The organism is Bradyrhizobium sp. USDA 4502, from assembly GCF_054063355.1.
On sequence record NZ_JBSSGF010000001.1, the window covers coordinates 8,491,281 to 8,507,830 of the forward strand.

Genomic DNA, 16,550 nt, shown 5'->3' on the forward strand with positions numbered 1-16,550 from the left:
GCGGTGTCATGGATGCGGAGCTGCCGAAAGCGCAGGTCAGCCGCCCCGCCAAAGGCTGGGAGGACGCGGTCGCGCTGACCGGCTTCATCCTGGTCGCGGTCGGGCAAGCCTCCAACCAGGTTCTGGCGCGCGGGCTTGCCGGCTCGGTGCCGCCGTTCTCACTCGCCTTCTTCCGCTGGAGCATCATCGCCATCGGCCTCGCGCCGTTTGCGATCGCAGCGATCCGCGACGGCAAGATCCCGCTGGCGCAGAACCTCTGGCCGATCCTCGCCGCCGGCTTCCTCGGCATGTTCCTGTGCGGCGGCCCGGTCTACATCGCCGGCATCACGACCACGGCGATCCACATCGCGCTGATCTTCGCGCTGTCGCCGATCATGGTGCTGCTGATCTCGGCGGCGCTCGGCATCGAGCATATCGGTCCGCTGCAATGGCTCGGTACGGCGCTGGCGCTCGGCGGTGCGCTCTTGATCGTCTCGGGCGGTCATCTGGAAACGCTGACGCAATCGAGCGCGGCCTGGGGCGATCTCCTGGTGGTGTGCGCGATGCTCGGCTGGTCCGGCTACACGCTGCTGCAGTCGCGCGTCGCGCCGCGCGCCTCGCTGCTGGCGCGGGTCAGCCTGTTCTCGGCGGCCGGCGCGCTGTGCTCGCTGCCGCCGGCGCTCCAGGAGATGTGGGCCACCCCGGCGGAGGTGTTCAACACCCGGGCGTTCGAGGCCTATGTCTTCGCCGGCCTCGTGCCCGGCCTGATCGCCTATGCGGGCTTCGCCTGGCTCGGCGCCAGATTCGGCTCGGTGCGGAGCTCGCTGGTGCTCTACGTCGCACCGATCGCGAGCGCGCTGCTGTCCTGGATCATCCTCGGCGAGCCGCCGAAGCTGATCCATCTGGTCGGCGGTCTTTTGATCCTCGGCGGCGTCTGGGCGAGCCTGCGCAAATAGATCCAGTTCCTTCCCAAGGTGCAACCTTTTCCGGCCTCGTGCGTTGAATCCGGCGTTGATTCAAGAGCTTAGTCGGAGGTCGCATGAATCTTACTCCCCAGCAGCGCAAGGACCGTGATGCGCAGCGTCAGCAAGATGCATCGCAGGCGATGAAGGAGCATCGCGCCAACGAGAAGGCGTTCTACGACAACTTCCAGCGCCTCAAGGCCGAGCGGCAGGCGCGCGAAGCCGCGGAGTCACGGAAGGCGAAATCCGCTTCGAAATAAGCGCTTGGAGTCACACCCACCAATCCGGATGGCCCGGATCTGATCGACCGAGAAGGAGCGGAAGCGAGGGGGCGAGCACGGCGCAAACAAGCTCGCCCCGAAGACGAGAAATCTCCAGGCTTATGGAGGACGTCAGATGTACTTTGCCGATCAGAAAACGGTCACCTGCAAATGCGGTGAGCCCTTGAGCGAATTGATGCTCGTCGACGACCAGACAACCGGAATCAAGTTTCACGTCGGCCGTTGCCCGTCATGCCATGAAGTGACGGTTGTTCGATCCCAGGACATGCCATCGAACGACAATGCCTGACGCGGACGGTCCTCTCGCGAGTGGGAGGACCGGGCCTTTGGTTTCAGATTTTTCGATTGCGACCGGTGAGCGACAGGCCGGCTGACGCATCGTTCGCGGCACACCAGAAAAAGAGCAGGGCGCGACCGGCATCACCACGGTCGCGCCCTACGTCGCCGGTCAATGGGGCAGGGGGAATAACCGGCTCTTCCAATGACTCGCACACCCCCTGAGTCGTTCCGCACAAGCGAAAATATTTTCGTACACGGTTAAGTGATGGCCGGACGCGAGAACCCCGCGGGTTTCGTTCGCGTTGTGTCCGGGATCGCCAAGGGATCGTCGAGCGAATTTCCATGGGGCGAGGGACATCACCATGTCAAAGATTCAGATGGGAATTTTCGCTGCGCTGGCGGCTGGGCTGACGCTTGGCGCCGTCCAGCTGGCATCTGGCCACGATCTCATCGGCCGCCAGCAGGTCACCACCGCACTGGCGCCGGAGAGCGCCGTCAATCGCGCCGCCAAGACCGACCGTGCCACGGTTCCAGTCACCGGCCTGCCGAGCCGGACCGTTGCGCTGAAGGTCGAGCGGCTTCCCGATACGTCGGTGCTGGTCCGCGTCCCCGTGGCCAAGGAAGAGGCGCGCCATCGCCCCGCAGTGCCGGCTCGGGCACGGCCCGGCGACACCCGCAAGGTGGCCTGCGAGCCCGTGGTCAGCGTGCTGACCGAAGTGGCCAAGCTGTTGCAGCCCGGTCGCTGCGTGACCTGAGTAGGTGTCATCGCCCGGCTTGTTTGTCCGGGCGAGCCGATAGGGCGCGGCGTACCGGATCGCCGTCGCGGGCGATGACGGCGGAGCTTGGTAGCTGGCCCGGTAGCCTACTTCTCCTCCTCGTCCGCCTCGCCGCTGCTGGCGGCGCTGCGGCTTGCCATCAGCCCGAGTGCGAGGCCGCCGATCGCCAGGATCGGGATCAGCCGCTTCACGCCGATGGCCCGCACGATCTGCAGGCCGGTGGCGACCACCACCGGATCGGCGAACACATTGGCCGCGGCGGCCTTTGCCGCCTTCTCGGCGCGGCGGCGCATCTCGCGCTTGCGCACGATGTAGACGCTGGCGGCGATCAGCGTGACGACAAGGAACAGCGCGGCGCCGGCGAGGCACGCTTCCACCGGCCCGTAATGCCGCAGCACGTAGACGAAGGCGGCCGCGCAAAGAAAGGCGATGGTGATGAACAGCGCGATCGCGGCGGCCGCGGCCAGCGACGTCAGCCGCAGCGCGTTGCCGGTGGAATCCTTGACGTCATTGATCAGCCGCTGAAGCATCGACCAGCCCTGCCCTGAACCTTGCCTTGAATCTTGCCTTGAACCTTGCCTTGAAAAGCGCATCGACAAACGCGGCGGCGGCGCGCCAGCGCCGCCATCGCATCCAGAGGGGTGGTTTCCGCGTGATCGCCACTATGGGGCTCATCCCCCGGAGACCGCAGATTGCCTAGCGGCGCCAGGTGACGCCGATCAGGAAGCCAAGACCGAGCGCAAGGCCGACCGTCGCCAGCGGCCGCTGGGTGATCATATCTTCCAGCGATTCCTCGATCGAGGATGCGGCATCCTGCGCCGCGCCCATCATCGCGCTGCCGCGCTCCGACATGTCGTCGAGTGTATCTTCCGCACTGGCGCGCGCATCCTTGTAGCGGCGGCGGGCCTGCTTGCCCGCGTTGTTGGCAAACGAGTTCAGCGCGTCGGTGATCTGTTCGGTGAGGGCGGCGATATCGTTCTTCACGGCGGTGACATCCTTTTCAAGGCGTTCGTAGGTCGCTTTGTCCGTCATGTTCTTGATCCCAAATGCGCTGTCCGTGCTCGACATCGAAAAGCTCCCGGAGAACTTGCGTGCTGGAACAAAAACGCGCCGCGCGGTGCATGGTTCCAGCCGTGAAACCGGGCTTTCAAACGGTGCCGGCCTCGCTTGAGAACGCCTTGCTACTCCTCCGGCAGCTGCGGCGAATCGACCGGCATCAAATGCTCCTTGACGATCAGTGCCACGATCAGGAGCGGCGACGACAGGAAGGCGCCCATCGGGCCCCATAGCCAGGTCCAGAACGCCAGCGCCAGGAAGACTGCCAGCGCGTTCAGCGACAGCCTGCGGCCGACGATCGTCGGCGTGACGAAATGTCCTTCCATGAAGGTCACAACCGCAAAACACGCCGGCGCGATCAGCCCGGCGCCGATGGTCGGCGAGGCGATGATGCCGACCGCGACCAGCACGACGAACATCGCAATCGGCCCGATGATCGGAACGAAGTTCAGCGTCGCGGCGAGCGCTCCGAGCCCGGCCGGGTTTGGCATGCCCGTTGCCGCGCAGATCGCGCCGGTGATGATGCCGACGCCGACATTGATCATGGTCACCATCAGGAGATAATTGCCGAGATGGGTCTCGACCTCGTTGAGGATGCGCAGCGTACGCAGCCGCGCCGTGCGTTCGCTGAATGCCATCACCAGTGCGCGGCGCAGATCCTTCCAGCTTGCGATGAACAGGATCAGGGTCGCGATGAACAGCAGGAATTCGGCGAAGGTCGGCGACAGGAATTCCAGCGTCGGCTGCACCCATTCGAATTTCGGCAGTTGGAGCGTGGCCAGCGTATCGGAGCCGCCGACCATGGTCTGCAATTCCTGCCACAGCGCGAGCGGCCGGTCGAACACGTGCAGCTTCTCCTTCAGGATCGCGCCGAGCTCGGGCAGCCGCGAGCTCCACTCCATCACCGGCGAGGCAATCAGCCCGACCATGAAGCTGACGGCGGCGCCGACCGCGATCACGATGACGACCGCGCCGAGTGCGCGCGGAATCCGATACCGTTCGAGCATGCCCGCCGCCGGCGACAGCATGGTGCCGACGATGAAGGCCATGGTGATCGGGAGGAAGAAGGCGCGTGCGAAATAGAGCACCGCGACGATGACGATAACCAGCAGGGCCATCAATGCGAAAGCGACGGCCTCGGCGCGGCTGACCACCGGCGGCAGTTCGATCTTGCTGTCGGGGACTGGCGTGCCTTCGGGCGCTTTGCCAAGCAGGTCTTCACTTGGAAAGGCGCGCACCGAACTCCTCCCGCGTGAGGACGAACAAGCCCGTCGCGTGGTCGCCCCGCGCGTCGAATGGCGCGATGACAACGGGCCGCTCCCCGGAAAGTTCCGTCGCGCGTTCGTGAGACGTGACGGGTTGACAATCGCGGCTTCGCGACGATTCGCGGCGGAACCGACTCGCGACCATCCGCGTTGGCCGGGCATCGCATCACCACGATGCGCATCCCGTCCAGGGGCAGCACATGACACAGCAGTCTGTTTCCAGCCGCCGGCTTGCGTCGCGCGCCGCGCGCACCCTTGCCCTCGCCAGCGTCCTGTTTGCGACGCCGTTTGTCGTCACCACGTCGGCCAGCGCCCAGGTCCGTTCTTCCGCGCTCGGCTATGCGTCGACGCAGCCGGGCGCATTTCCCGCCGACGAGGTGATGAACGACCCCTCGAGTGGGACCGGCGAGGACGGCGCGCTGCCGGAGCGGCTGCGCCGGACCACCGTCGCGCTCAACACGACCGAGGCGCCCGGTACCATCATCATCGATACCGGCAACACCGCGCTCTATTACGTGCTCGGCGGCGGCCGGGCGATCCGCTACGGCGTCGGCGTCGGCCGCGAGGGGTTCACCTGGGCCGGCACACAGACCATCAGCCGCAAGGCCGAATGGCCGGACTGGCATCCGCCGGCCGAGATGATCAGGCGCCAGCCCTATCTGCCGCGCTTCATGGCCGGCGGCCCGGGCAACCCGCTCGGTGCGCGCGCGATGTATCTCGGCTCGAGCGAATACCGCATCCACGGCACCAACGATCCCTCGACGATCGGCAAGTTCGTCTCGTCCGGTTGCATCCGCCTGACCAATGAAGACGTTTCCGACCTGTTCAGCCGGGTCGATGTCGGCACCAGGGTCGTGGTGCTGCCGAAGAACGCGCCGCACCTCGCCGCGCGCGAGATCGGCCCGACCACGACGCAGATCTCGGTCCGGCCGGCCGCGGTGCGGCCGCGCCCCGCGGTGACGACGCTGCCGTCCGGGCGTCAAGCAATGAACATCCCGCCGGCTTCCTCGTTGTACTGACGATCGATGTTGTACTGAGGGCCGGTGATGGTGACGCGATACTCCAGGCGGTGGGCGTTCGGGACCGCGGCAGTGCTTGGCCTGTCCCTTGCGCCTGCGGCGCAAGCCCAGGATTTCTTCTCGCAACTGTTCGGCGGCTTGATGCAGGGCCGCCCGCCGATGATTCGGATGCCGTTCGACGATGGCCCGCCTATGATGCCGCGGGTCGAGCGCCGTCCGCGCTATGACGTCGGCCAGGCCTATTGCGTGCGGACCTGCGACGGCCGCTATTTCCCGCTTGCTGCGACCGGCAACCAGAGCAAGGCGGAAAGCTGCAACAGCTTCTGTCCGGCGAGCGCGACCGAAGTGGTCTATGGCGGCAATATCGACAACGCTGCGACGGAAGACGGCAAGCCGTATTCCGAGCTGCCGAACGCGTTCCGCTATCGCGACGAGCTGGTCTCGGGCTGCACCTGCAACGGCAAGGACTCTGTCGGCCTCGCCGCGGTGAAAATCGAGGACGATCCGACCTTGCGCAAGGGCGACATTGTCGCCGGCAAGGACGGGCTGATGTCGGTGAGCCGTCCGGACCGGCGCGGCGCGCAGCTCAACTTCACGCCGGCGCCGGATCGCATCCGCGCCAAATATGGCCGGCCGGCAGTGGTGGCGCGCGAGTAGCGTCGATCACACCTCGGCGGCCGCTTTGTTCCTGGCGCGGAACCGGCCTGCCTCCCGCACGTTAGCAAAGGGCGAACAGCACATTCACCGATGCCATCAGGGGCTCCGCATGCTCGTCGGCGTACTCGTCACCTTCCTTGTCGTTATTCTCGTTCTTTATCTCATCAACATGCTGCCGCTCGACGGCCGCGCCAAGCAGATCGCGCGCGCCGTCGTCATCATCATCGGCATCATCTCGCTGCTGAAGTATCTGGCGGTGTTCTAGATCCGTCATTGCAAGGAGCGAAGCGCAACCATGCTCATCGTCGTCCCTGCCTGGTGCGCAATTGCGCACTAGGCAAGGACGACAATGGCGGCGGTCGTGATTCAAGCTGTCAAACAGCTTCTCGGTGTCGTCACCCGCGCATGCATGAGCGGGGGGTGACACGGCGAGGGCGTCTGCACGATTTCGGGATAATGGAAATGTAGAGCTGATTTGCCCGACGAGTCAAGTTGTCGTGTCGAACAGTCGCCGTATCCGCCGGCACCTTTGCATGGGGTTGTTTTCGATAATTTGGCAGTGCGCCCTTGCGACGGCAGGTGATCGCGTCCGGCTCTTCCCGGCGTTACTTGCGGCGCCAACAAAAAAGCCCCGGCTTATCGCCGGGGCTTTTGCTTGTCGTTGCGATCGCTTGCAGATCAGCCCGCGGCCTTGGCCTCGCGGCGGCGCGCGGTGAGGATGTATTCGGTATAGCCGTTCGGCTGCGTGCGGCCCTCAAAGATCAGGTCGCAGGCGGCCTTGAAGGCGGTGCCATCGAACGCGGGCGCCATCGGCTTGTAGAGCGAATCGCCGGCGTTCTGCTTGTCGACGACGACAGCCATGCGCTTCAGCGACTCCATCACCTGGTCCCTGGTGATGACGCCCTGATGCAGCCAGTTCGCGAGGTGCTGGCTCGAGATGCGCAGCGTGGCGCGGTCTTCCATCAGGCCGACATCGTGGATGTCGGGCACCTTGGAGCAGCCGACGCCCTGGTCGATCCAGCGCACGACGTAGCCCAGGATGCCCTGGCAGTTGTTGTCGATCTCCTGCTTCACATCGTCGGGCGCCCAGTTCGACTGCGACACCGGAATGGTGAGGATGTCGGAGAGCTTGGCACGCGGCCCACCCTTGGCGAGCTCCTGCTGCCGGGCGATCACGTTGACCTGGTGATAGTGCAGCGCGTGCAGCGTCGCCGCGGTCGGCGACGGCACCCACGCGGTGGTGGCGCCGGCCTGCGGATGGCCGATCTTCTGCGTCAGCATGTCGGCCATCTTGTCGGGCGCGGCCCACATGCCCTTGCCGATCTGGGCATGGCCGGGCAGGCCGTCGATCAGGCCGTTGTCGACGTTCCAGTCCTCATAGGCCTTGATCCACGGCTGCGCCTTCATGTCGTTCTTGCGGATCATCGGACCCGCTTCCATCGAGGTGTGGATCTCGTCGCCGGTACGGTCGAGGAAGCCGGTGTTGATGAACATGATGCGCTTGGAGGCGCGCTGGATGCAGGCCTTGAGGTTGACCGTGGTGCGGCGCTCCTCGTCCATGATGCCGACCTTCAGCGTGTTCTCCGGCAGGCCCAGCATCTTCTCGACCTCGGCGAACAGGTCGCAGGTCAGCGTCACCTCGTCGGGGCCGTGCATCTTCGGCTTGACGATATAGGCCGAGCCGGTGCGGCTGTTCTTGACCTTGGAATTGCCCTTGAGGTCGTGGATCGCGAGCAGGCCGGCGACCGCGGCATCCAGGATGCCTTCCGGAATCTCTTCGCCCTTGGCGTCGAGCACGGCGTCGGTGAACATGTGGTGGCCGACATTGCGCATCAACAGCAGGCTGCGGCCGTGCAGCTTCAGCTCGCTGCCGTCGGGCTTCTTGTAGACGCGGTCGGCATTGAGCGAGCGGGTCAGCGTCTTGCCGCCCTTCTCGAAATCGGCCGACAGCGTGCCGTTCATCAGGCCGAGCGTGTTGCGATAGACCAGCACCTTGTCCTCGGCGTCAACGGCGGCGACCGAGTCCTCCATGTCGAGAATGGTGGAGACCGCCGATTCCAGGATCATGTCGGCGACGCCGGCCGGGTCATCCTTGCCGATCACGTTGTTGCGGTCGATCTTGACCTCGACATGCATGCCGTTGTTGACGAGCAGGATCGCGGAAGGCTGGGCGGCGTCGCCCTGATAGCCGGCGAACTGGGCGGCATTCTTCAGCGCGGTCGAGTTGCCGCTCTTCAGCTTGACCGAGAGCTGGCCCGCGATCACGGCGTAGGAGGTAACGTCGGTGTGGCTTCCGGTCGCGAGCGGCACGGCGGCATCGAGGAACGCCTTCGCCTTCGCGATCACCTTGTCGCCGCGGGCCTTGTTGTAGCCACGGCCAGCCTCGCTCGGATCGTGCGGGATCGCGTCGGTGCCGTAGAACGCGTCGTACAGCGAACCCCAGCGCGCGTTGGCGGCGTTCAGCGCGTAGCGGGCGTTGGTGAGCGGCACCACCAGCTGCGGGCCGCAGATCTTGCCGATTTCCTCATCGACATTTGATGTCTCGACCTTGTGGGTCGCGGGCTCGGGCAGCAGGTAGCCGATGTCCTTGAGGAACGCGGTGTAGGCGTTGATGTCGAACGCCTTGCCCCTCTTGGCGCGATGCCAGTCGTCGATCTTGGCCTGCAGCGTGTCGCGGACCGCGAGCAACTCGCGGTTCTTCGGTCCGAGCTTCTGGATGATGGCGGCAAGTCCGGCCCAGAACGCATCCGGGGCGATCCCGGTTTTCGGCGTCGCCTCCTTGGCGATGAAATCGAACAGGACAGAGGCGATCTTCAATCCATGGGCATCGACACGAGTCATGATGGGCTTTCTCAAAGAAATGGGGCGTTTAGGAGCTGTTTTCGAGAGAAATCAGCAAAAAACGCGCCAAAGGGCCGCGTTCACGGCCCTTTTAGCCCTAAAGTCCCGGTTCTGAGAAGGCCCCCTTTCCGGCCCCACGCTACACCGTCACCCGGGCGGCGACCCCGAATTTTCCAAACGCCAGGGTCCGCGCCCGGAAAGGCCCGTCAGGGCGCCCTGGTGCGTACCTTGCTGGCGATGAGCAATGCAGCGAGCACCAGGGGAATTGCGCCCGCTACGAACACAGCGGCTGCGCCCATCAGATCAAGCACCAGCCCGCCGCCGGCCGCGCCCATGGTGATGCCGAGGAAGATCGACGCCACGGTCAGTCCGGTCCCGCTCTCGGTCTCGTCGGGCACCATGCGGGTGATCTATGTCGTGGTCGCGACCGGTACGCCGCTGAAGGCGAAGCCCCAGAGTGCGACCAGCACCAGAGCCGGAATGACGTCCTTGCCAAAGACCGAGAGCAACAGACCGATCACGCTGATCGCCAGCGGCATCGCGATCAGCGTGAGCTTGAGTTTGCGCTCGGCCATCAGCCCGCTCGCGAACGAGCCGAGGTAGTTCGCGACGCCGAAGGCAAGCAAGGTCGCCGCAACTCCGGCGGCGCCCAGCCCGGTCACGCTCTCGAGGAATGGACGGATATAGCCGAAATAGCCGAAGTGTCCGGTGAAGACCAACGTTGCCGCCAAGATGCCGGCGCCGATCCCCGGCCGTGTCAGGATGTCGATCAGGGTGTCGAGCCCGGCTTCTCCCCTTGGAGCCAAACGCGGCAGAGCAAGTGCCTGGATGACGAATACCGCTGCGCCCAATGCCGTCGCGAGCAGGAACACGGAGCGCCAGCTCGCCACCTCGCCGAGATAGCTGCCGAGCGGAACGGCAATGATCATCGCGGCGGGAATGCCGCTCATCACGATCGACAAGGCCCGGGCAACCAGCGACGGCGGTACCAGCCTGATCGTCGTCGCTGCCGCCATCGCCCAAAACCCGCCGATGGCAAGGCCGAGCACGATCCGCGCCGCCAGCAGGAACGTGATGCTCGGCGCCAGCGCCACCAGCAGATTGGAGATCACCAGGAGAATCGAAAAGCTGAGCAGCACCGGCTTTCGATTGAACCTGCGCGTCAGTGTCGGCGTGAACAATGCTCCGACCAGCCCGGCCAGCGAGGTCGCGGTCACGGCCTGACCGGCGAGGCCCGGACTCACACCGAGATCGCGCGCCATCGGCGTCAACAGACCGGACGGCAGGAACTCGGCCGTCAGAAGTGCGGTGACGCCCAGCATCATGGCCGCGACGGCGCCCCAGGCGGGCCTTTCCGGTGAGGCCGGCTTGTCACCAACCTTGAGCGCGGCGTCGCCCGGCATCAGCGCAACGGCATCGGCGTGCGCCAGAGCGGGGTCCACTTCTTGATCCATTGGCCGAACCTTCCATCTATGTTGCACCGCAGACATAGGCTGGAGGTTTTGGACGATCTATGCCATAAACGCTCCAATGTTTGATCATTCGTCCAGATCGTCCACCGCCGATACGACCGACGCCGCCGTCGATCTGGTGAGCGAGTTGCTGCTCGGCATGCGGCTTGAGGGCGTTCACTACCGTCGGGTCGAGACGCGGGCGCCCTTCGGGTTTCGGTTCGAAACGCCGTACGGGCGCGCGCAATTCCACTTCGTTGCACATGGCACGGCACTTCTGCGCTACGCCGATGCGACGCTGCTTCCCCTTGGATGCGGTGACGCGATTTTCCTGCCGCGCGGCGGCGCGCATGATCTTGTCTCGGCCCCGGATGAGCCGAGTTGCGACGTCGAGCGTTTCAAGACCGAGACGCTATGCGGCAATGTCGATGTGACATCGGCCTGCCCTGAAGGATGCCCGCAGGACGAGTCGGTCCTGGTCTTCAGCGCCTGCATGAATTTCGATCTTGGCGGCATGCGCCCGCTGATCGCGCTGATGCCGGAAGTGATGCGGGCCGACACCTTGCTTGCGCGCCAGCCGGAAATCGAACCGATGCTGAAGGCCATGGAGCGGGAGACCTGCACGCCGCGGGCCGGCTCCGTCGGCGTGATGGCGCGGCTCGCCGATGTGCTCGCCGCGTCGATCGTGCGTGGCTGGGTCGAATGCGGCGGCGATAACGCCATGGGCTGGTTCGAGGCCTTGCGTGATCCGCGTCTCGGCCGCGCGATCGGCGCGCTGCATCGCGAGCCCGGCCGCAACTGGACTGTTGCTGAATTGGCGGCGGAGGCGGGTTGCTCGCGTTCGCTGTTCGCCGAGCGCTTCCAGGCCATGACCGGGCAATCGCCGCTGCGCTATCTTGCCGAGCTGCGCATGCGTCTCGCGACACAGTGGATCAAGCATGAACGCCAGCCGATCGATGTGATCGCGCAGCGGCTTGGCTATGCGTCACAGGCGGCGTTCAGCCGCGCGTTCAAGCGTGTCACCGGGCAATCGCCGGGGATGGTACGGCACGGGACCGAAAGCCGCGCGGCGGAATAGGCCTCAATACCGCCGTCATGCCCCGCTTCAAGCGGGGCATCCAGTACGCCGCGGCCTATCGGCTCAATAATTGCTGTCTCTGGAATACTGGATCGCCTGGACAATGAGCCGCGCGATGACAGCAAGAGAAGCTAAATATTCGCCGCGAGGTCGGTCAGTTCGTCGAACAGGATGCCAGTCGTGGCCAGCATCCGCTCGATCTCGTCGGTGGCATCGCTGACCGAGCGGTTCGAGGTGTCGATGGTCAGTTCGTTGCCGGTCGGCGGCTGGTAGTCATTGGTGATGCCGGTGAAAGACGGCAATCCGCCGGAGCGGGCCTTGGCGTAATGGCCCTTGGGGTCGCGGGTCTCGCAGACTTCGGCCGGCGTCGCGACATAGATTTCGCGGAACGCGCTGTCGGCGATGCGGCGAGCTGCCGCACGGTCGGAGGTCGATGGCGACACCGCGGCGACGATGGCGATATGGCCGTTGCGCGCCAGGTGGGTCGCGACTTCGGCGAGGCGGCGGATGTTTTCGGCGCGGTCCTGCGGCGAGAAGCCGAGATCGCCGTTCAGCCCGGCACGCAGCGTGTCGCCATCGAGCAGAATCGGCGAGCCGCCATTGCCGAACAGGCGCCGTTCCAGCGCCCGCGCCAGGGTCGACTTGCCCGAGCCGGGCAGGCCGGTCAGCCAGATCACTGCGCCGTTGTGGTGGTAGCGTGCCGAGCGCTCGTCCGGCCGCAGCGCGGACTCCACCGGCACGATATCGACCGGCACCGCCGGCCGGCCGGCGTCGACCGACAGCACGAGACCGCCGCCGGCGATACGGCCGTTGACCTCGATCACGAGGCGGCCGGTGCGCGGATTGTCGGTGTAGGGATCGGTTGCAACCGGCTGCGCCAGCGAGATGTCGATCTCGCCGACATGGTTGCGCGCGATCGCGGTGTTCTCTTCGTTGGACAGCGCGCCGGGATCGACCGCCTTCTCGATCGCGACCACGGTGGCGCGGCTTTCCTTGGTGCCGAGCCGGATCAGGATCTGCTCGCCCTTGGTCAGCGGCTTGTCGTGCAGCCAGAAGATCCGGGCGCGGATGCGGCGGGTGTCGCGCGGGCTTTGCCCGGAATGTCCGATGATGTCGCCGCGCTCGAGGAACAGCTCGCGGTCGAGCGTGATGCCGACCGAGCGGCCGGCGCCCTGCGGGGCGCCCACCGGCGTCACCGGCCAGCTCTCGACGGTCTTGATCTGCGCGATCTTGCCGGTCGGCATGATCACGATCTCGTCGCCGGCCTTCAGGCTGCCGGACTCGATGCGGCCCGCCACGATGCGGCGGTCGTCGAACTTGTAGATCGCCTGCACCGGCAGCCGCAGCGGCAGCTCGGCCAGCGGGCGTGCCGGCTCGAGCGCATCGAGCGCCTCGACCACGGTCGGTCCCTTGTACCAGTCGATCCGCGCCGTGCGCTCGGCAACGCCATCGCCGTCGCGCGCCGAGATCGGGATCACCGCCGTGGGCGTGACGCCGAGGCCGATCAGATGCGCGGAAATCTCGTCGCTGATCTCCTTGAAGCGGTCGGCGCTGAACTCGACGCGGTCCATCTTGTTGACCACGACCGCGACCTGCTTCACGCCGAGCAGATGCAGGAGATAGCCGTGCCGCCTGGTCTGGTCGCGCACGCCTTCCAGCGCATCGATGATCAGCACCGCGCCGTCGGCCTGCGAGGCGCCGGTGATCATGTTGCGCAAGAACTCTGCGTGGCCGGGCGCGTCGATCAGCACGACGTCGCGCGAGCGGGTGCGGAAGCGGATCTGGGTGGTGTCGATGGTGATGCCCTGGTCGCGCTCGGTCTGCAGCGCATCGAGCAGGAACGACCACTCGAACGGCATGCCGCGCCGCGCGCTCACCGCCTTCAGCATTTCCAGCTTGCCGTCCGGCAGGCTGCCGGTCTCATGCAGCAGGCGCCCGACCAGCGTCGACTTGCCGTGATCGACGTGGCCGACGATGACGATGCGCACCTGCGGCCGCGTCGTGCCGTTGGGCGTTGCCGAGATCGAGGCAGTGGGAAGGATCATGTTCATCGGAACGCTCGCACGAAGCTTGGTGTTGCTTGAAGTGTTGATCAGAGATAGCCGGCGACGCGCAGCCGCTCGAACGCATCCTCGGTCTCGTGGTCGAGCGCGCGGCCGGCGCGCTCCGGGACCTTGGTGCCGTCGAGCTCGGTGAGGATCTCGTCTATGTTGGAGGCGGTGGAGGCGACCGGGAAGGTGATGTCGGCATCACCCAGCGAGCGGTAGCGCTTGCCGTCCTTGGCGAGATAGAGCGGGATGATCGGAATGCCTTCGCGCTTGGTGTAGGCCCAGATGTCGGCCTCGGTCCAATGCAGGATCGGATGGATGCGCAAATGCGCGCCTTGCGGCGGCGAGGCGTTGAACTGGTCCCAGAACTCCGGCGGCTGGTCGCGGACGTCCCATTCGCCTTCGAGGCCGCGCGGCGAGAACACGCGCTCCTTGGCGCGGGTGGCCTCTTCGTCGCGGCGGATGCCGGCAATCAATCCGTCAAAGCCGAACTTGTTGAGCGCGAGCTTCAGGCCCTCGGTCTTGCGCGCGGCGGAACGTGCGGCCGGCGGCAGGGTCGGGTCGACGCTGTCGATCGGCGGGCAGGGCTCGACGCGCAGGTCGAGATCCCACTCCTTTCCGAAGCGGTCGCGGAACGCGTACATCTCCGGAAATTTCTTGCCAGTGTCGACGTGCAATGCCGGGAACGGGACGCGGCCGAAGAACGCCTTGCGCGCCAGCCAGATCATCACGTTGGAATCCTTGCCGAGCGACCACAGCAACGCGAGCTTTTTCAGCCGGGCGAACGCTTCGCGCAGAATGTAGATGCTCTGCGCCTCCAGCTCGTCGAGATGATCCATCGACGGAGGCGCCTGATTGGCGGGAATCCCCGGCACGGAAGATGCATTGCTAAGCGCTGCGGACCGCGTCCTGGCGGCGACGGATTCGTTGTCGAGAAGATGCATCTCTTGGCCTTGGCCTGTGGAGTTGAAAATTCTAAAGTTGCGCTGCAATAGAGAAGAAATAATTTTCTCTTTGCTGGCCTTGATCGAGAGATAAATAGAAAATAATTTCAGTCAACCCCCAAGTTGGGGAAGCGAGTGTCTGATGCGATATCTGCCGGTGTTTCTGGATCTGCAAAGCGGCAAGGTGCTGCTCGTTGGAGCGGGCGACCTCGCGCGCGCCAAGTTGCGGCTGCTCGCAGCCGCCGGCGCCGCGGTGCGCTGGTACGCGACCGACGGTGATCATGACATTGCCGGTCTTGCGGCGGAGGACGCCGCGCGGATCGAGCGCGCCGAAGGCGATCCGCTCGCCGCCGATCTTTCCGATGTCATCGCCGTCCTCTGTGCCGGCGCAGGCGAGATCGGTGTTGCGATGTCGGTGCGCGCCAAAGCGATCGGCCTGCCGGTCAACGTGATGGACGACCTCGTACATTCCACCTTCATCATGCCGGCGATCGTGGATCGCGGCGATGTCGTGGTCGCGGTCGGCACCGGCGGCACGTCGCCGGTGGTGGCGCGCCGCATCCGCGAGAAGATCGAGGCGGTGCTGCCGGCGCGGATCGGCGATCTCGCCGGCTTCATCGGCGGCGTCCGCAAATCGATCCACGCCCGCATCGAGGAGTTTCCGCTGCGTCGCCGCTTCTGGGAGCGCATTGTCGACGGCCCGATCGGCGCGCTGGTGCTGGCCGGCCGCAAGGACGAGGCCGAGCAAGCGCTGAACGCGATCACCGATCCCGCCGCATTCGCCGGCGCGAGCGCGGAAGGCAAAGCCATCGGTCACGTGACGCTGGTCGGCGCCGGTCCCGGCGATCCGGATCTGCTCACGGTGAAAGCGTTGCGCGCGCTGCAGGATGCCGACGTCGTGTTCTATGACGAATTGGTGTCGTCCGAAATTCTCGACCGCATCCGGCGCGATGCGACGCGGATCCCGGTCGGCCGCCGTGTCGGCAAGCCCGGCATCGGCCAGGATGCCATCAATGCACTGATGATCGAGGCCGCGCAGTCGGGCCAGCGCGCGGTGCGGCTGAAGGGCGGCGATCCCTTTATCTTTGGCCGCGGCGGCGAGGAGATCGAGGCGCTGCGCGACGCCGGCGTCGCCTACTCCATCATTCCGGGCGTCTCCGCCGGTCTGGGCGCGGCCGCGCAATTCGAAGTGCCGTTGACCTTCAGGCACGAGGCGCTGCGCATCACCTTCCTCACCGCGCACAAGGCGCGCGATGCCGAGGTTGTCGACTGGTCGGTGCTGACAGACAAGAAGATGACCGTCGTCGTCTATATGGGCATGACCGCGGCGCCTTCGATCCGCGAAGGCATGCTTGCCGCGGGCCGCTCGCCGGAGACGCCGGTCGGCGTGTTCGCGCGCGTGACGCGGCCGGATGCCAAGGCCGCGGTCGGCACGCTGGCGCGGCTGCCCGAACTGGTCAAACAGGTCGACGGCGGTCCGGCCATTCTCATCATCGGCGACGTGGTCGCGCATTCCGCGCCGTGGAGCCGGTCCAACGTCACCCAACTCTTCTCCAACCAGATGTTCTCCGAACTGCTGAAAGCTGCCGAATGACCTCTCCGCTTGAACAGAAGAAAATCAGGATCACGGGCCCCTCGGTGGTGACCGCCAACCGTACCTGGGATGGTGCCGTGGTGTACCGAACCGCCAAGCAAGGCTGGTCCACCGAATTGTCCGATTCCGCCGTCGTCAGCACCTCCGACGACGCGCGAGCGCTTTTGGCCGAAGCCACCGCCGACGATGTCGGCGCGGTCGGCCCCTACATCGCGCCGGTCGAGCTCAAGGACGGCGGCAAGCTCAAGCCGGGCAATCTTCGCGAACACATCCGCGCCAAGGGCGTCACGATCGATCTTCAGGTGCCGGCGTAAGGCTCA

At 65.6% G+C, this 16,550-nt stretch carries 18 protein-coding genes; 10 read left to right on the top strand and 8 right to left on the bottom strand.

The window, feature by feature from the left end; all coding sequences use genetic code 11:
* Positions 1-8 precede the first annotated feature (8 nt).
* From ACVW1B_RS39575 to ACVW1B_RS39590, 4 genes are all read left to right on the top strand, one after another.
* A complete protein-coding gene (locus ACVW1B_RS39575; protein WP_253604681.1) occupies positions 9-935 on the top strand; it encodes a DMT family transporter in 927 nt (308 codons plus the stop codon).
* An 83-nt stretch (positions 936-1,018) separates the two neighbouring features.
* Positions 1,019-1,201 carry a hypothetical protein gene (locus tag ACVW1B_RS39580; RefSeq protein ID WP_028334711.1) on the top strand — a complete coding sequence of 61 codons (183 nt, stop codon included), beginning with the start codon at positions 1,019-1,021 and terminating at the stop codon, positions 1,199-1,201.
* Between the two features lie 136 nt (positions 1,202-1,337).
* Complete coding sequence (locus tag ACVW1B_RS39585; protein WP_310883139.1) at positions 1,338-1,511, top strand: hypothetical protein; 174 nt, start codon at positions 1,338-1,340, stop codon at positions 1,509-1,511.
* A gap of 352 nt (positions 1,512-1,863) precedes the next feature.
* A complete protein-coding gene (locus ACVW1B_RS39590) occupies positions 1,864-2,256 on the top strand; it encodes a hypothetical protein (RefSeq protein ID WP_092086566.1) in 393 nt (130 codons plus the stop codon).
* A gap of 107 nt (positions 2,257-2,363) precedes the next feature.
* On the opposite strand, the gene ACVW1B_RS39595 is transcribed toward ACVW1B_RS39590, so the two are convergent.
* The 3 genes from ACVW1B_RS39595 to ACVW1B_RS39605 all read right to left on the bottom strand — a co-directional run bounded on the left by ACVW1B_RS39595 (position 2,364) and on the right by ACVW1B_RS39605 (position 4,571).
* Positions 2,364-2,807, bottom strand: coding sequence for a hypothetical protein (locus ACVW1B_RS39595; protein ID WP_456777846.1), 444 nt, complete (start codon positions 2,805-2,807; stop codon positions 2,364-2,366).
* Between the two features lie 166 nt (positions 2,808-2,973).
* Positions 2,974-3,345 carry a DUF883 family protein gene (locus ACVW1B_RS39600; RefSeq protein WP_016842979.1) on the bottom strand — a complete coding sequence of 124 codons (372 nt, stop codon included), beginning with the start codon at positions 3,343-3,345 and terminating at the stop codon, positions 2,974-2,976.
* A gap of 113 nt (positions 3,346-3,458) precedes the next feature.
* Complete coding sequence (locus ACVW1B_RS39605) at positions 3,459-4,571, bottom strand: AI-2E family transporter (protein WP_456777844.1); 1,113 nt, start codon at positions 4,569-4,571, stop codon at positions 3,459-3,461.
* A 227-nt stretch (positions 4,572-4,798) separates the two neighbouring features.
* On the opposite strand from ACVW1B_RS39605, the gene ACVW1B_RS39610 reads away from it, so the two are divergent.
* The 3 genes from ACVW1B_RS39610 (at position 4,799) to ACVW1B_RS39620 (ending at position 6,539) form a co-directional block, all read left to right on the top strand.
* A complete protein-coding gene (locus ACVW1B_RS39610; RefSeq protein WP_456777843.1) occupies positions 4,799-5,617 on the top strand; it encodes a L,D-transpeptidase in 819 nt (272 codons plus the stop codon).
* A 27-nt stretch (positions 5,618-5,644) separates the two neighbouring features.
* Positions 5,645-6,274: a DUF2865 domain-containing protein gene (locus tag ACVW1B_RS39615; protein WP_225645131.1), complete on the top strand. Its 630-nt coding sequence runs from the start codon at positions 5,645-5,647 to the stop codon at positions 6,272-6,274.
* A gap of 109 nt (positions 6,275-6,383) precedes the next feature.
* Complete coding sequence (locus ACVW1B_RS39620) at positions 6,384-6,539, top strand: Thivi_2564 family membrane protein (RefSeq protein ID WP_085970696.1); 156 nt, start codon at positions 6,384-6,386, stop codon at positions 6,537-6,539.
* Positions 6,540-6,952: 413 nt separating this feature from the next.
* Here the strand turns inward: ACVW1B_RS39620 and ACVW1B_RS39625 are convergent, their stop codons facing one another.
* The 3 genes from ACVW1B_RS39625 to ACVW1B_RS39635 all read right to left on the bottom strand — a co-directional run bounded on the left by ACVW1B_RS39625 (position 6,953) and on the right by ACVW1B_RS39635 (position 10,569).
* Positions 6,953-9,115, bottom strand: coding sequence for a malate synthase G (locus tag ACVW1B_RS39625; RefSeq protein WP_456822888.1), 2,163 nt, complete (start codon positions 9,113-9,115; stop codon positions 6,953-6,955).
* Positions 9,116-9,321: 206 nt separating this feature from the next.
* Positions 9,322-9,513 carry a hypothetical protein gene (locus ACVW1B_RS39630; protein ID WP_456822889.1) on the bottom strand — a complete coding sequence of 64 codons (192 nt, stop codon included), beginning with the start codon at positions 9,511-9,513 and terminating at the stop codon, positions 9,322-9,324.
* 12 nt (positions 9,514-9,525) lie between these two features.
* Positions 9,526-10,569: an MFS transporter gene (locus tag ACVW1B_RS39635; protein WP_456822890.1), complete on the bottom strand. Its 1,044-nt coding sequence runs from the start codon at positions 10,567-10,569 to the stop codon at positions 9,526-9,528.
* 76 nt (positions 10,570-10,645) lie between these two features.
* On the opposite strand from ACVW1B_RS39635, the gene ACVW1B_RS39640 reads away from it, so the two are divergent.
* The gene (locus ACVW1B_RS39640) at positions 10,646-11,644 is read left to right on the top strand and encodes an AraC family transcriptional regulator (protein WP_456822891.1); all 999 of its coding nucleotides are present in this window, start codon (positions 10,646-10,648) and stop codon (positions 11,642-11,644) included.
* A 131-nt stretch (positions 11,645-11,775) separates the two neighbouring features.
* Here ACVW1B_RS39640 and cysC read toward each other — a convergent pair whose 3' ends face one another.
* Positions 11,776-13,695, bottom strand: a complete 1,920-nt coding sequence (cysC, locus tag ACVW1B_RS39645; protein ID WP_253604665.1) for an adenylyl-sulfate kinase — start codon at positions 13,693-13,695, stop codon at positions 11,776-11,778.
* 41 nt (positions 13,696-13,736) lie between these two features.
* Complete coding sequence (gene cysD / locus ACVW1B_RS39650; RefSeq protein ID WP_038386140.1) at positions 13,737-14,531, bottom strand: sulfate adenylyltransferase subunit CysD; 795 nt, start codon at positions 14,529-14,531, stop codon at positions 13,737-13,739.
* A gap of 247 nt (positions 14,532-14,778) precedes the next feature.
* Here cysD and cysG point away from each other — a divergent pair, with 247 nt between their 5' ends.
* Entirely contained in the window at positions 14,779-16,230 is a 1,452-nt protein-coding gene (gene cysG, locus ACVW1B_RS39655; RefSeq protein WP_316395944.1) for a siroheme synthase CysG, read from the top strand.
* Positions 16,227-16,544 (top strand): DUF2849 domain-containing protein, encoded by a 318-nt coding sequence (locus ACVW1B_RS39660; protein ID WP_028334721.1) that lies wholly within the window; start codon positions 16,227-16,229, stop codon positions 16,542-16,544. Before cysG ends, ACVW1B_RS39660 begins: the two co-directional genes overlap by 4 nt.
* Positions 16,545-16,550 lie beyond the last annotated feature (6 nt).